The following is a 14,304-nucleotide window of genomic DNA, read 5'->3' as shown; positions in this document are numbered from 1 at the left end:
ACTTTGATCAGACTGGAACTGGATGAGGCGGCCGCGCCCTTTGAGGCGGAGCTCAGGGAGCTCTGCAAGGCCTTTTTTCCGGGCGAGGATTTCGAGATCCATACCCCGGAGGGGGTGCATTTTTCAGAGAGGACAGGGGAGGAGAGCCCGCTCAGGCTCTCTCTCAATGTGCCGGGGGCGAGTCTTTCACTCTGCGGCAGCCGGAAAAGGGATAAGTCGATCCTGAAGGCCTGGCTCTACCAAAAGCTTTCCAAGGTCTGCCAGAGGGAGCTCCCCTGGGGGGATCTCACCGGAATCCGCCCGGTCTCCCTCGCGAGCCAGAGGCTTTCCCGGGCGGAGAGAATCCTTGCGAGAAGGCTCACGGAGCGGGAGCTCAAGGAGCTTTCGGAGGAGCTTCGCTCCGAGTATCTCCTCTCGGAGGAGAAGCTTCGGCTCATGATGGAGATCGCGGGGAGGGAGAGCAGGACTCTGGATCGGATCTGGGAGAGGACGGGGAGAAGCTTCCGGGAGGGCTTCAGTCTCTACGTCGGAATCCCCTTCTGCCCGACGCGCTGTCTCTACTGCTCCTTTCTCTCGAATCCCATCTCTCTCTGGGAGAAGAGGCTCGGGGACTACCTCGACTGCTTAAGGCGGGAGATCCGCGCGGCCATGGAGGAGATGTCGGCGCAGGGGAAGCATCTGCAGACGGTCTATGTCGGGGGAGGGACGCCGACGGCGCTTCCGGAGAGATGGCTCTCCGCTTTGATGGAGATCCTCCGGGAGGAATGCTTTTGTCATCCGATGACGGAGCTTTGCGAGTTCACCGTGGAGGCGGGGAGGCCGGATTCTTTGAACCGGGAGAAGCTTCGGATCCTAAAGGATGCCGGGGCGGACAGAATCTCCGTGAATCCGCAGAGCTTTCGCCAGGAGACGCTGGATCTCATCGGGCGGAGACACACGGCGGAGGATGTCCGCTCCGCCTTCTCTATGGCGCGGGATGCGGGCTTTTCGGATATCAATATGGATCTCATCATGGGGCTCCCCGGAGAGGGGCTTTCTGAAGTCACAGAGACGCTCTCCGAGACGGCGCGCCTTGCCCCGGACAGCCTGACGGTGCACTCTCTCGCCGTGAAAAGAGCGGCGAGGCTCCGCGAGGAAAAGCCGCTCTGGGATCAGGTCTACCGCGCGGGGGCAGACAGTACGCTCTATCGGGAGAGCCTGAACGAGAGGGAGAGAAATCCCCTTTGCCGCTTCCCGGAGGGGGAGGGGCTTTCCCGGAAGCTCTGCCTTATGAGCGAGATGGAGCGGATGATGAAGGCTGCGGAGTATACGGCCTCCCTCCTGGGGCTTCGCCCCTATTATCTCTACCGCCAGAAAAACATGGCCGGGAATCTGGAGAATGTCGGCTATGCTGAGCCGGGGAAGGAGTGTCTCTACAATATTCTCATGATGGAGGAGAAGCACACGGTGATCGGCTGCGGGGCGGGGAGCGCGACAAAGCGGATCCTTCCGGACGGCCGGAGGGAGCGCTGTGACAATGGAAAGGACATTAAATATTATTTCGAGAAGCTTCCGGAGCTGATCGAGAAGAAAAGAAGACTGCTCCGGGATGAGAAAGCGGAGGGCCGCTGAGCGGCGGGAGGGGGCTATGATCTGTCCGAATTGCGGGAAGGAGAATCCAAAGGGAGTTCGCTTCTGCGGGTACTGCGGGAGGGAGATTTCAGAGAAGGAGGGCGGGGGCGCTGTTCCCCCCTCCTCCCCGGAGGAGGGAAGGGGAGGAAGGATCGTAAAGCTTCTCTCTTTGCTGATCCTCATGCTCCTGGTATTTTTCTCCGTATTCTTCTTCCTTTCGACAAGACCGGAGAACCGCTCCCGCCGTTACCTTCGTCTGGGACAGCATGAATTTGAGAAGGGGGACTATGAGAATGCGGTCCTTCATCTGAAAAAGGCGGCGGAGCTCGCCCCGAAGAACGCCGCGGCCTGGATCCGCCTTGCGAGAGCCTGCCGGGAGCTGGCCCGGGAGAGCCCGGAAGAAGAGCAGAGGAAGCTCTACCGGGAGATGCTTTCGGCCGGACAGAAGGCCTCGGAGCTAAAGGACCTTTCGGAGGCGAAGGAGCTTGTAAAGGAGGCGAAGGAGCTCCTTACGGAAGAGAAGAAGGACAAGGATGGGGGAAGCGGCGGAATGGAGAAGCTTCTCCTCCGCCCGAGCCTTCTCACGGGAATCGGGGAAAAAGAGGAAGAGGAGGAGAGCGTGCAGCCCGCCGTGCCGGAGATCCTTCCGGCCTCGGACTTTTCCAATGTGGAAGGCTTCTCCCCGGATTTCTTCGGCGAGCGGGAAAAGGAGCTTCTCCGAAAAAATCACTTTGTTGTGGAAGGGGACAGGGCAGAGGATGAGTTTTTTGTGCTCTACGAGGAAAACCGCTACAACTATATTCCGAGCTTCGTGACAGTGGACTCCATGCTCCACAGCTACCATCTCTACTTTCAGCATCTTTTGAAAAATACGGAAAAGCAGTATCTCGCTCCGCTCTTAAAGGAGCTCAGCCTTCGCATGGAGAAAAAGAGCGCGGAGAATTACCGGGCTCTGATCGGGACGGACTGGGAGGATGCCGCGCTTCGGAATGTCTATCTCTTTGAGATGGGAGCGGAGCTTCTGGGGGAGAGCCCCGGAGGAGACTTAAGCGGAGAGGCGGAGAAGGCATTAAAGGCGGAGAGAGCGCGCATTGAAGCGGGAGACCCCAGCTCGGAAGCATCCTATCTTACGGGGCAGCCCGAGGACTATGGACAGTACAAGGTCCGGGGATATTATGAGGGGGATCCGGAGCTCTCCCGCTATTTTCGCGCGATGATGTGGTATGGAAGGATGAACTTCTCCCAGCATGAGGAGGAGCTGGACCGCGCCGCCCTCCTTCTGACGCTGTCTCTTGAGGGAGAGGAGAAGGAGGACTGGGAGAAGATCTACCGTGTGACCGCCTTCTTTGCGGGGGAGAGCGATGACAACGGCTATTACGAGTACAGGCCGCTGCTGAAGGAGGCCTACGGGGGTGTGCCGGAGCTCTCCTCTCTCATCGAAGACAAGAAGGCATGGGAGCGCTTTCATTCTCTCACGGGAGAGCTGGGAGCGCCGAAGATCCAATTCTTTTCGGAGGGCTCCGACGCATCCTCCGAGGGGGATGTCTCGTTTCGCTTTATGGGGCAGCGCTTCAGCATTGACAGCGCGGTCTTTCAGGATCTCATCTATGACCGCGTCCGCGAAAACGCAAAAGGGGAGAAGCGCTTCCTCCCCTCCGGTCTTGACATTCCCTCCGCCTTTGGCTCGGACAGCGCGCTTAGGATCCTGGAGGATTCCGGGCAGAGCGATTTCTCGGGCTATTCGGAGAATATGGAGGGGATCCGCTCAAAGCTTTCGGAGCTTCCAAAGGAGTTCTGGGAGCGGAGCCTCTACAATCGCTGGCTCTACAGCATAAGGCCTCTGACAGAGGAGAGGGGGAAGGGCTATCCCCTCTTTATGCAAAGCTCGGAGTGGGACAAGAAAAAGCTCCAGAGCTTTCTCGGAAGCTATGCGGAGCTAAAGCACGATACCATACTTTACTCGAAGCAGGCCATCGCGGAGATGGGGGGAGACGACCCGATGCCCTTGGATGACAGGGGCTATGTGGAGCCGGAGCCGGAGCTTTGGTCCCGGCTCTACCGCCTCGCGGAGTCCAGCGGAGAGGGACTTTCCGCCCTCTCTCTCCTCTCGGAGGAGGACAGAAAGAACCTGGAGCTTCTGAAGGGCCTGATCGGACAGCTTCGGGATATCTCCGTAAAGGAGCTTAAGAATCAGGCTCTGAGCGAGGAGGACTATAAGCTGATCCGGGGATACGGAGGCAATATCGAGCACTTCTGGCAGGAGGTCAATCGGGGCGCTGCGGGGGGAGAGAGCCTTTTGGCGAGGGAGTTCCCCGCAGCTGTCATCGCGGACATCGCATCCTCCCCGGACGGCTCCTGCCTGGAGGCCGGAACCGGAAGATGCGCCGAGATCTATGTGCTGGTGCCGCTCGATGGGAAGCTCAGGATCACGCGGGGCTCTGTCTACAGCTATTATGAGTTTCCGTCCGAAGAACGCCTGACGGACAGCCGATGGCGGGAGATGCTGGGGATCCAGACGCAGGGCCTCGGCGAGAGTGAGGCCGCGGATCTGAAGCAGCCGGACTGGACCTACAGCTTCACAGAGAGAGCGAAGGAGGATGAAGAGAAGGATCATCCGGGCAGCGTCGGATGAGGGAGAAGGAGAAGAGAATCCGGCTTTTTCTCCTGCTTCTCTCTGCACTGACGGTGCTGATCCTTCTCCGCCTCTATGGAGCCCTCCCTCCCGCGGGAATTTGCCAGAGGGAGAGGGAGGAGAGTGTAGAGCTTCCGGATCATTCGGAGGGAAAGGCCCTTCTTCTTCGGGGGGCTTTTTCTCTGCGGGGGAAGGAGAAGATCCTTTTTCAGACGGAGAGGGGCTGGAGGGTCTCTGACTTTTTGATCCGGGATATCGACCGGGACGGGAAAAAGGAGCTTCTCCTCCTTCTTTGGAAGAGGGGGAGCTACGGGCCGGACCGCCCCTATTGGGTCAGGAAAAATGACAGGCGCTTTTCCCAGCATATCTTTATCTACCGCTTCGAGGAGGAGCGCCTTAAGCCGATCTGGATGTCCTCCGCGCTCGGGATGAAGATCAAAGACTGGTCCCTTTCCCGGGACGCTGTGCTTTGCCTTGTGACGAAGGAGGGGAGGAAGAGCTTCTGGGTCTACCGGGGCTTTGGCTTAAAGGAGTACACAGCGGAGGGGGAAGAGAGGAAGAAAAGCGTCGTCCGCCTGTTTGCCGCAGGGGATGTGATCCTGCACCGCGGAATTTTGAGGGCCTGCTTTGAGCCGCGCTCTAAAGTCTATGACTTTCGCCCGCTTTACCGCCATGTCAGGGAGACGATCCGGCGCTTTGACCTCTCCATCGTCAATCAGGAGACGATCCTCACGGAGGACCCCAAAAGGTATGGCGATTACCCCCGCTTCGGCACGCCGATCGCGGCCGGGGATTCCCTCCGGGACGCGGGCTTTCATGTCGTGACCGCCGCGACGAATCACGCCTTCGATCAGGGGGAGCAGGGGATATGGGATACGCTTTCGTATTGGGAGAAGCATCCGGAGGTCAGGCTGCTCGGCTTAAACGGATCGGAGCGGGAAAGGGAGGAGATCCCCTATCTCAGAAAGAACGGGATTCTCTTTTCGCTCTTTAATGCAAGCTATGGTCTGAACGATCTCCGACTCCCGAAGGGAAAGGAGTGGATGGTGAACCTTCTCACGGAGAAGGAGCTTCTTCTTTCACAGCTTCGGGAGGCGGAGGAGAAGGCGGATTTCAGCATCTGCCTTCTCCATATCGGAGAGGAATATGTATCGAAGCCGGACGAAGAGGAGCGAAGGCTCATGGAGGAGCTCTGCTCTGCCGGGGCCGATCTCATCCTCTGTACGCATAGCCATGTCGTCGGGCCGGTGGAGAAGCTGGAGCTTCCGGGGGGAAAGTCTGCGCTGGTCTACTATGGCCTTGGGAATTTTCTCTCGAATCAGACCAGGATAGAGACGGTACTGGGCGGCGCGGCGGAGCTTCTGATTGAAAAGCGGGAGGGGAGGGACGGGAGGACAGAGACCAAGATATCCGATTACCGCTTTCTCCCGGTCTTTTGTCACTGGGGGAAGGGAAAGACGGAGAGCTGGTTTCTCTCGGATTATCCGGAGGAGCTCTTCGAAAGCCATTTTCTCTATGAGGGATCGAGAGAGCTTGATAAGGCCTCTCTCAGAGCGCTCTTTCTGCGGGAGAGCGGGCTTTCCGAGGAGAGGACCCGGCCGCTTCCTGCTCTTCCTCTGACTCCCCCCGGAGGGGGCGGAGCTCTTTCGTCCCTGTCCTTCTTTGGAGGAGAGCTCCGGGAATTTCTCTTACGGGAAATCCTGCCGCACAGTCCGGGAGCGGATCCCGGCGCGAAGCCATGATTTTTTTATGGAAGCCATGATTTTACCTGTTCCATCGCCATTGCAAATTTCCGGAAGGAATACTATTATGGTATCGGCATCTGCTCCGCGGGAGATTGCCCTTCCCGGAAAGGGGGAAGAGGCAGGGGCGCGAAGTCTGACTGTATGGGAAAGGAAGGCAGAAATGGCGGAAGTAAATGACAGGAAGGTTGCGATTATCGGCTGCGGATTCGTGGGATCGAGCTCGGCCTTTGCCCTGATGCAAAGCGGCCTTTTCTCTGAGATGGTGCTGATCGACGCGGATCAGGACCGAGCAGAGGGAGAGGCACTGGACATCAGCCATGGGCTTCCTTTTGCGAAGCCGATGAAGATTTATGCCGGTTCCTACAATGATATCGTGGATGCGGCCATCATCGTGATTACGGCGGGAGCCGGTCAGAAGCCGGGGGAGACGAGGCTGGACCTCGTGAAGAAGAATGTCGGGATCTTTAAATCCATCATTCCGGAGATCAAGAAGAGAGACTGCGGCGGGATCCTGCTCATTGTCGCAAATCCGGTGGACATCCTGACCTATGCGGCGGCGAAGCTGAGCGGCTTCCCGGAGAACCGGGTCTTTGGCTCCGGCACGGTGCTGGATTCCGCAAGACTCAAGTATCTCCTCGGGGAGCATCTCTCCATCGACAACCGAAGCGTGCACGCCTTCATCATCGGAGAGCACGGGGACAGCGAGATCGCGGCCTGGAGCAGCGCGAATGTATCCGGGATTCCGCTCCGGGATTTCTGTGAGATGCGGGGCTTCTACCAGCATGAGGAGAGCATGCGGAAGATCGCGGAGGATGTGAAGAACAGTGCCTACGAGATCATCGCGAAAAAGCATGCCACCTACTACGGGATTGCGATGTCGGTCAGAAGGATCTGCGAGGCCATCATCCGGGATGAAAAGTCGATCCTCCCGGTCTCCAGCATCCAGCATGGAGAATACGGGATCGAGGGGGTTTCTCTCAGCATGCCCGCCATCGTCGGGAGAGACGGCGTCGAGAGGGATGTCCCGATCGAGCTCAATGAGGCGGAGAAGGAGGCACTCCGGAAGTCCGCGGAGACCCTGAAGGATGTCCTGGAAAATTCCTCGGGGCTGTAATAAAACTCTCAAAAACGGAATCTTTCGGAGAGCCTTCAAAAGCGTGCCGCTTTCCTCTCGAAGACGTACGGCGGGGAGGCGGGGGAGCCGGGACAGCCGGCAGAATCGGGATAGGGAAAGGAGGGTGCGGCAGTGCACACCCTCCTTTCCTATGGATCGGCATTTCCTATGAAGCCAGTGCCAAGTTGACATTTCCTATGGGGCTGTTGCCGGATCGGCATTTCTTACAGAGGAGTGATCCCTTGATCGACATTTCCGCGATTTAAGCCGGGAGGATCGCTTATCCGAGGCTTAAGAGAAGGGCCATCTTAAAACGACCCTTCGCCTTTACGAAGTGCCTCCCGTTTTTTGCGAAGTGGAAGCTCTCTCCCTCGTGAATCTCCTGTTCCTTTCCCTCGTAGCCGATGACGGCTCTTCCCTCCAGGGCGAAGACGAGAGCCTCTCCCGGCGCGGAGTGCTCGGAGAGGCCTGTGCCCTCATCGAAGCTCATGAGGACAAATTTCATCCTTTCCTCATCCAGGAGATCGAGATTTACGATCTTTCCGTCCTGGTAGGGGAGGAGGTCCTTGAGCTTGAAAACTTCACCTGCTTTTACGACTGCATTCATGGCGCTTTCCTTTCTGAAATTCAATTCCAAATAGACGCTGTCCGATCCGGCGCGCACCCCGTAGGGGGCATATTCCCGGATCAAAAATGCTTCTCCCGGAGAGAGGGACCAGCGGCTTTTGTCCGTCTTGAAAACCTCGATCTCTCCCTTTAAGAGATAGAGGAGCTTCGGATAGTCATAGCTCTCCGCACTGATGCTGGTACCGGATGCGAGGGAGAAGCTGATGAGAGAATATCCGTTTTCTCCGAAGAGCTCACCCGATACGGTGCAGCCCGGGATCACCGGGTTTTCCGACAGGAAATCAAAGACCTCTCCCGCCTTTACACGGATTCCCCGTCCCCCCTTCGGCTCTTCTCTTCCTTCTTCTTTTCTTTCTTTCTCCATTAGAAACACCTGCCTTGTTTCAAGATCAGCGATAGGATAAGATGAAGCATGCTTTCACTCTGCCTAGCCTTAGTATAGAGAAAAAGAGAAGAAGAACTGTTGCAAATATCACAAAATGCGGTGCTCCCCTCTGTGATTTCCCGGTGGCGGCGGGGGAGGGGATCCGCGATGACGGAAAGGAGTCTGTCTTAATATGGCTGTAAAATCAAAGGAGAAGGAGATGGAGGGGGAGAGAGAGGAGGGGGAGCGCAGGCAGCTCGCGCTTTCTGTGATCGAGCGCCTGAAGGAGCTCTATCCGGATACCCGATGCACGCTTTCCTACCGGGATGCCTGGCAGCTTCTCATCAGCGTGCGCCTCGCGGCGCAGTGCACCGATCTTCGCGTTGATCAGGTCACGCCGAAGCTCTATGAGAAATTCCCCACGGTGGAGGCCATCGCAGCGGCTTCTCCGGAAGAGATCGAGGAGATCGTCCGCCCCTGTGGTCTTGGGCGCAGCAAGGCGAGGGATATCTCCGCCTGCATGAGGATCCTACACGAGCGCTATGAGGACAAGGTCCCGGAGGACTTCGGGGAGCTTCTCGCGCTCCCCGGTGTGGGCAGAAAGAGCGCGAATCTCATTATGGGAGATATCTTCGGAAAGCCAGCCATCGTGACGGATACGCACTGCATCCGCCTTTCGAACCGGATCGGTCTTGTGGACGATGTGAAGGAGCCCGCCAAGGTGGAGCGGCTTCTCCGAAGGATCATCCCGCCGGAGGAAAGCAATCAGTTTTGCCACAGGATGGTGGATCACGGGAGAGCGGTCTGTACAGCCAGGAGTCCGCAGTGTGAAAGATGCACTCTCCTTTCGCTCTGCCGCTTCGGAAGAGCAAGCTTTGGCATCTAAGGGAAATCCCGAAGGAGGGGGAAAGGATTTTTCCTTCGGAAGAATTAACTTCCACCTTTCAGATTTCCAGGTGGAACTTCGAATAGCAATTAACTAAGGGATCTGGGACGGGGCCTTAGCCTTTCGGGACGGCCGGGGCGGCTTGCGAATTTTTAAGGGATCCGTTATACTTCAGTTCACAGTCTCCGAAGGGAGGGTTTCTTCTCTCCCTTTTGTCTCGCTCCGGCATGACAGCGATCGGGAGCTCTGCCTTCCTTTTTGCGGGGAGGACAGGGAAGCGGGAGAGAGCGGAGAAGAATAAAAGAAAGACAGAAAGAGAAGTGCACTATGGGATTGGAATTCAGAAAGAGACTTCTGTCCTCCTCGGAGATCCGGGAGCAGTACCCGCTTCCGACCTCCCTTGCGGCGATCAAGGCGAAGAGAGATGAGGAGATCAAAGCGATCTTTCGCGGAGAATCGAGGAAGTTTATCCTCGTCATCGGGCCCTGCTCCGCGGATCATCCGGACCCCGTCCTGGAGTACTGCGGGAAGCTCCGGGAGATTTCGAAGGGGGTAGAGGATCAGCTTTTTATCGTGCCGAGGATCTATACGAATAAGCCGAGAACCACGGGCGAGGGCTATAAGGGAATGCTCCACCAGCCCGATCCGGAAAAGGGGGAGAATGTTGCGGGAGGCATCGCCGCGATCCGAAAGCTCCATATGGATGTGCTCCGGGAGACCGGCTTCAGCACGGCGGATGAGATGCTCTATCCGGATAATCTCCGCTATCTTTCGGATATCATGAGCTATATCGCGGTCGGCGCCCGCTCGGTCGAGAATCAGCAGCATCGGCTCGTTGCGTCCGGCACGGATGTCCCCTGCGGGATGAAGAATCCGACCTCGGGGGACCTCGGCGTGATGCTGAACTCCGTCTACGCGGGGCAGCACGGACACGACTTCATTTTCCGGGAGTGGGAGGTGAAGTCCGATGGGAATCCCTACACGCACGCTATCATGCGGGGCTCTCAGAACAAGCACGGGCAGATGCTTCCGAACTATCACTATGAGGATCTGAAGCTTCTCCTCAGTCTCTACGGGGAGAGGGAGCTGCAGTACCCGTCCTGCATCGTGGATACGAATCACTGCAATTCCGCAAAGCATTATAAGGAGCAGCTCCGGATCGCGCAGGAGGTGATGCACTCCAGGAAGTATTCCGAGGAGCTCGCGGGCTTTGTGAAGGGGATCATGGTGGAATCCTATCTCCTGGAGGGGAACTGCAGGGCGGAGGATCATGTCTACGGAAAGTCGATCACGGATGCCTGCCTCGGCTGGGAGGATACACTCCGTCTGATCGATAGTGTCTATGAGTATGCGCAGAAGACCGGCTGAGAGGGATCCTGATGCCGGAAAATGCGGCTGGGGAAGGCCGCGGACAGAGGAAGGGGAAGAGCAATGGGAGTATTTGAGGAACTGAGGGAGAGGGGGCTGATCGCGCAGCTCACCGACGAGGAGAAGATCCGTGAGCTCATCAATGCCGGGAAGGCGGTCTTCTATATCGGCTTTGATCCCACGGCGGATTCCCTGCATGTCGGTCATTTCATGGCACTATGCCTTATGAAGAGGCTGCAGGAGGCCGGAAACAGGCCGATCGCCCTGGTCGGAGGGGGGACCGGCATGATCGGCGATCCCACCGGGCGGACAGATATGAGAAGGATGATGAGCGTCTCGGAGATCGATCATAACTGTGAGAGGATCCGGGAGCAGATGAGCCGCTTTATCGACTTCGGTGAGGGAAAGGCCGTCATGGCCAACAATGCGGACTGGCTCAGAAATCTGAATTTCATGGATTTCATGCGGGAGGTCGGGCCGAATTTCTCCGTCAACGAGATGCTCCGGGCCCGCTGCTACGTGAACCGGCTGGAGCAGGGACTTTCCTTCCTGGAATTTTGCTATATGCCGATGCAGGGCTATGATTTCTACATGCTCTTCCAAAAATACGGCTGCAATATGCAGTTTGGCGGAGATGACCAGTGGTCCAATATGCTCGCCGGCACCGAGCTCATCCGGAAAAAGCTCGGAGAGGACGCCCACGCGATGACCATCACGCTCCTCACAAACAAAGAGGGGAAGAAGATGGGGAAGACCGTGAACGGGGCCGTCTGGCTGGACCCGGAGAAGACGAGCCCCTACGAATTCTACCAGTACTGGAGAAATGTGGATGACGCGGATGTCATAAAGTGCCTCAAGCTTCTGACCTTCCTCCCGCTCGAGGAGATCCGGAAAATGGAGAGCTTTGAGGGGGCGGAGCTAAACCGCGCAAAGGAGATTCTGGCCTTCCAGCTCACGGAGCTGGTGCACGGAGAGGAAGAGGCGAAAAAGGCGGAATCCGCCGCGAGGGAGCTCTTCTCCGGCGGGGGAAGCTCCGAGAATATGCCGACGGTTTCGTTAAAGGATACGGACTTTCGGGAGGACGGAACGATCGATATCCTCGCAGTCCTCGTCCTGTCGAAGCTCTGCTCCTCGAGGGCGGAGGCGAGGCGGAACGTCGTGCAGGGAGGAGTCTCCCAGGACGGGGAGCGGATCGAGGATATCGGAAGGAGCTACCGGAGAGAGGACTTCAGAGAGGGGCTTATCTTTCGAAGAGGGAAAAAAAGCTTTGCAAAGCTGCTTCTTGAGCAAGGCTGAGCCGCTGCCTTTACTGAAATACTTACAAAAAGCTTACGATCCGGGGCGGACAGCGCTCCCGGCTTGCTGATAAAGCGACTCTTTGCTATAATGACAGCGCAAAATGGGTCTGCAAAAAGGAGATGAGCTTTATGCATCTTTTTCATAAATCCCGGATGGCGGCGGGGATTCTCTTCCTTTCCGCCCTCTTCCTTCCGAATCTGAGTCTCTCTTCCTACGCGGCTTCAGAGATACAGGTCGTCCTGGAGGGGAATTATGTGGAGGGGAAGGTCAATGATCCCGTGACGAAATCTACGCGCACGGCCTACATTTACAACGGCAATCCGGAGCTCACGCTTCGCTCCGGGGACGGCGCGATTTCCTCCGCGGAGCTCATTACCTATTCGAATGAATATGTGGAGGGAGCGGACTGCGGAGTCCGAAACCGCATCGTGAAGAAGTCTGTGCCGCTGAATACGGATACCAAGCTTCTCCCGGAGGAGTATTTTCAGACGGCGCAGGGGAACGGAAGCCTCTACGACTTCGCAAACCGCTGCTTTGTGCTCAGGGTCTACCGGGACTCCGGGGACAGCAGCTACGAGGACTATTACTTCGGCATCGTCGATGGGAACATGTACCAGGAGATGCAGAAGAACGCGGCGGAAAGGGCGGCAGAAAAGGCCGCGGAGGACGCGAAGAGGCGGCAGGAGCTGGGGCCCCTCGTGAAGCGATAGAGAGATCCTTCGCTTTTACGGCATTTCGGCCCTGAAATCGGGAAGTGATGCGGCTTTAGCGATGCGCCCTTCCGAGGGCGGAGGATGGCCTGTCGGAACTGTAACAAGTTGTAAGATTTTTTCTATATCATTTCGGAAAAATTCATTGTATAGTAAGTACGCCTGTTCGAAATGTACAGGCGTATTTTTTATCAGGAGGATATTCATGGCAGGAAGAATGAAATGGATGCGGGCCCTTGTTCTGACGGGGGCTTTCGCGGCGCTTTCCGGCATGACGGCATTCGCCGCCAATATGAAGGCCGGGATCGATTCCCTCACGATCAATGCGGAGAATCCGAAAAAACTGAATATCAAAATGCACTGCAATCAAGACAGCTCCGGGACAGACGGAAAGATCTATATCTTCGAGATCAAGCCCTATCAGAGCGACCTCTCCGGGAGGAAGGACCCGATTACGTCGGTCGATGCGGCGGCGGAAATGAGCGCGGAGTTCGCACTCGATGCGGGCCCCGGCGAGAAGCGGCTCTACAGCGCCTTTGTCGCGGCGGTGAAGAGCGGATCCGGCTATGAGATGGTATCGGATCGGCATTACATCACGAATCCGGAGGTCATCGCGCCGAATCAGGAGCCTGCGAAGAACGACGGCAAGAAGGGACTGCGTGTGGACCCGAACCTGATCGACGACGCGCTCAGCTTAAATATCAAGCACGCCGGTGTGGATATCCCGACGCAGCGCTTTTTCGGACAGGGCATCAGTTATTTTTATGAGGGAAAGACCTTCCAGATCAATAAGAGCCTCATCGATCAGCTGGATCAGGAGGTGAAGCGGCTCTCGGATTCCGGCGTCGCGGTGACGGCCATCCTTCTGAATGGCTGGAACAGCACCGTGCCTGAGCTGAACCGAAGCGGCATCACGGAGCTCCCGAAGGAGCAGGCGCTCTACTACGCCTTTAATGTAGAGACAGAGACCGGCTTCCGCGCGGCGAAGGCGATGGCCTCCTACCTCGCGAAGCGCTACAACGGGAAAAACGGCGTGGGGAAGATCACGAACTGGGTCGTGGGAAATGAGATCGACAACCAGTACTGGAACTATACGGGGGACTACGATGTCCAGAACTATATGAAGATTTTCGACACCTCCTTCCGGGTCTTCTATACGGGCATCAAGGCCGAATCGGCAAATGACAATATCATGTTCTCGATCGATCATTACTGGGGCATGGAGCCGGAGGCCGCGCCGGTCGGGAAGTACAAGGGAAAGGATGTCGTGGAGTGGTTCAACTACTGGGACAAGGAGCAGGGGCAGACGGACTGGGGTCTTGCGCTGCATCCCTATCCCTATCCTCTGAGCAGACCGGACTTTTGGAACGGGGACAAGGCGAAGCTTTCGAACAGCCCGGATTCTCCGGTCGTGAGCTTCGGCAATCTGAATGTCGTCACGGACTTCATGCAGACGGAGAAGCTTCGGAATCCGAAGGGACAGGTCCGAAACATCTTCCTCACGGAGGAGGGCTTCACGAGCATTCAGGGCGGAGAGGACAAGAGCGCGCTGCAGGCCGCGGCGGTGGCGTACTCCTATTACATCGTCCACAATAATCCCTATATCAAGGCCTATCTCATGAGCCGGCAGGAGGACTCGGAGCCGGAGGTCAAGGTGGGACTTGCCTTTGGTCTCTCCACGATACGGGATAATCAGCTGATTCACAAGCAGGCCCACGATGTCTTCGCGAAGATCGACGACCCGGGGAGCAGCCTCTCGGTCTCGGAGTTCGCGAAGCCGATCATCGGAATCCAGGACTGGAATCAGGTCATTCCGGGCTTTAAGGCGCCGGGACAGCAGTAGACGCCGGGGCAGCAGGACAGCAGAACAGGAGAGGAAAGCGGGACAGAGAGAAAAACGGAACAGGAGAAGAAAGCAGAAAGAGAAGAGGAGCGGGAAGTGAATTCA

General features: G+C 57.1%; 10 protein-coding genes. 9 read left to right on the top strand and 1 reads right to left on the bottom strand.

Annotated elements, in window-relative coordinates; genetic code table 11:
* The first annotated feature begins 3 nt into the window (after positions 1–3).
* From hemZ to HMPREF1986_RS01075, 4 genes are all read left to right on the top strand, one after another.
* Positions 4–1,611, top strand: coding sequence for a coproporphyrinogen dehydrogenase HemZ (gene hemZ / locus HMPREF1986_RS01090; RefSeq protein ID WP_021772865.1), 1,608 nt, complete (start codon positions 4–6; stop codon positions 1,609–1,611).
* A gap of 16 nt (positions 1,612–1,627) precedes the next feature.
* The gene (locus HMPREF1986_RS01085; protein WP_051273833.1) at positions 1,628–4,243 is read left to right on the top strand and encodes a DUF3160 domain-containing protein; all 2,616 of its coding nucleotides are present in this window, start codon (positions 1,628–1,630) and stop codon (positions 4,241–4,243) included.
* A complete protein-coding gene (locus HMPREF1986_RS01080) occupies positions 4,240–5,985 on the top strand; it encodes a CapA family protein (RefSeq protein WP_021772863.1) in 1,746 nt (581 codons plus the stop codon). The genes HMPREF1986_RS01085 and HMPREF1986_RS01080 overlap by 4 nt, the downstream gene beginning before the upstream one ends.
* Before the next feature lie 163 nt (positions 5,986–6,148).
* The gene (locus tag HMPREF1986_RS01075) at positions 6,149–7,102 is read left to right on the top strand and encodes an L-lactate dehydrogenase (protein ID WP_036598777.1); all 954 of its coding nucleotides are present in this window, start codon (positions 6,149–6,151) and stop codon (positions 7,100–7,102) included.
* A gap of 280 nt (positions 7,103–7,382) precedes the next feature.
* On the opposite strand, the gene HMPREF1986_RS01065 is transcribed toward HMPREF1986_RS01075, so the two are convergent.
* Positions 7,383–8,093, bottom strand: coding sequence for a cupin domain-containing protein (locus tag HMPREF1986_RS01065; protein WP_021772860.1), 711 nt, complete (start codon positions 8,091–8,093; stop codon positions 7,383–7,385).
* Between the two features lie 193 nt (positions 8,094–8,286).
* On the opposite strand from HMPREF1986_RS01065, the gene HMPREF1986_RS01060 reads away from it, so the two are divergent.
* The 5 genes from HMPREF1986_RS01060 to HMPREF1986_RS01040 all read left to right on the top strand — a co-directional run bounded on the left by HMPREF1986_RS01060 (position 8,287) and on the right by HMPREF1986_RS01040 (position 14,199).
* Positions 8,287–8,979: an endonuclease III domain-containing protein gene (locus HMPREF1986_RS01060; protein ID WP_021772858.1), complete on the top strand. Its 693-nt coding sequence runs from the start codon at positions 8,287–8,289 to the stop codon at positions 8,977–8,979.
* Between the two features lie 327 nt (positions 8,980–9,306).
* Positions 9,307–10,347 (top strand): 3-deoxy-7-phosphoheptulonate synthase, encoded by a 1,041-nt coding sequence (locus tag HMPREF1986_RS01055; protein WP_021772856.1) that lies wholly within the window; start codon positions 9,307–9,309, stop codon positions 10,345–10,347.
* Between the two features lie 63 nt (positions 10,348–10,410).
* A complete protein-coding gene (gene tyrS, locus HMPREF1986_RS01050; RefSeq protein ID WP_036598769.1) occupies positions 10,411–11,643 on the top strand; it encodes a tyrosine--tRNA ligase in 1,233 nt (410 codons plus the stop codon).
* A gap of 131 nt (positions 11,644–11,774) precedes the next feature.
* Positions 11,775–12,356 carry a hypothetical protein gene (locus HMPREF1986_RS01045; RefSeq protein ID WP_050761909.1) on the top strand — a complete coding sequence of 194 codons (582 nt, stop codon included), beginning with the start codon at positions 11,775–11,777 and terminating at the stop codon, positions 12,354–12,356.
* A gap of 205 nt (positions 12,357–12,561) precedes the next feature.
* Positions 12,562–14,199 carry a DUF5722 domain-containing protein gene (locus tag HMPREF1986_RS01040; RefSeq protein ID WP_021772853.1) on the top strand — a complete coding sequence of 546 codons (1,638 nt, stop codon included), beginning with the start codon at positions 12,562–12,564 and terminating at the stop codon, positions 14,197–14,199.
* The last annotated feature ends 105 nt before the right edge of the window (positions 14,200–14,304 follow it).

It is taken from the genome of Oribacterium sp. oral taxon 078 str. F0263 (assembly GCF_000469565.1).
Classification (GTDB): Bacteria; Bacillota; Clostridia; order Lachnospirales; family Lachnospiraceae; genus Oribacterium.
This window is presented reverse-complemented; position numbering and strand designations above follow the sequence as displayed.

What these genes read in the sequence shown, in the direction of transcription:
- HMPREF1986_RS01065 (WP_021772860.1), bottom strand. Translation starts at nt 8,093, where the DNA reads ATGGAGAAAGAAAGAAAAGAAGAAGGAAGAGAAGAGCCGAAGGGGGGA.
- HMPREF1986_RS01080 (WP_021772863.1), top strand. Translation starts at nt 4,240, where the DNA reads ATGAGGGAGAAGGAGAAGAGAATCCGGCTTTTTCTCCTGCTTCTCTCT.
- HMPREF1986_RS01045 (WP_050761909.1), top strand. Translation starts at nt 11,775, where the DNA reads ATGCATCTTTTTCATAAATCCCGGATGGCGGCGGGGATTCTCTTCCTT.
- HMPREF1986_RS01060 (WP_021772858.1), top strand. Translation starts at nt 8,287, where the DNA reads ATGGCTGTAAAATCAAAGGAGAAGGAGATGGAGGGGGAGAGAGAGGAG.
- HMPREF1986_RS01055 (WP_021772856.1), top strand. Translation starts at nt 9,307, where the DNA reads ATGGGATTGGAATTCAGAAAGAGACTTCTGTCCTCCTCGGAGATCCGG.
- HMPREF1986_RS01040 (WP_021772853.1), top strand. Translation starts at nt 12,562, where the DNA reads ATGGCAGGAAGAATGAAATGGATGCGGGCCCTTGTTCTGACGGGGGCT.
- HMPREF1986_RS01075 (WP_036598777.1), top strand. Translation starts at nt 6,149, where the DNA reads ATGGCGGAAGTAAATGACAGGAAGGTTGCGATTATCGGCTGCGGATTC.
- HMPREF1986_RS01085 (WP_051273833.1), top strand. Translation starts at nt 1,628, where the DNA reads ATGATCTGTCCGAATTGCGGGAAGGAGAATCCAAAGGGAGTTCGCTTC.
- tyrS (WP_036598769.1), top strand. Translation starts at nt 10,411, where the DNA reads ATGGGAGTATTTGAGGAACTGAGGGAGAGGGGGCTGATCGCGCAGCTC.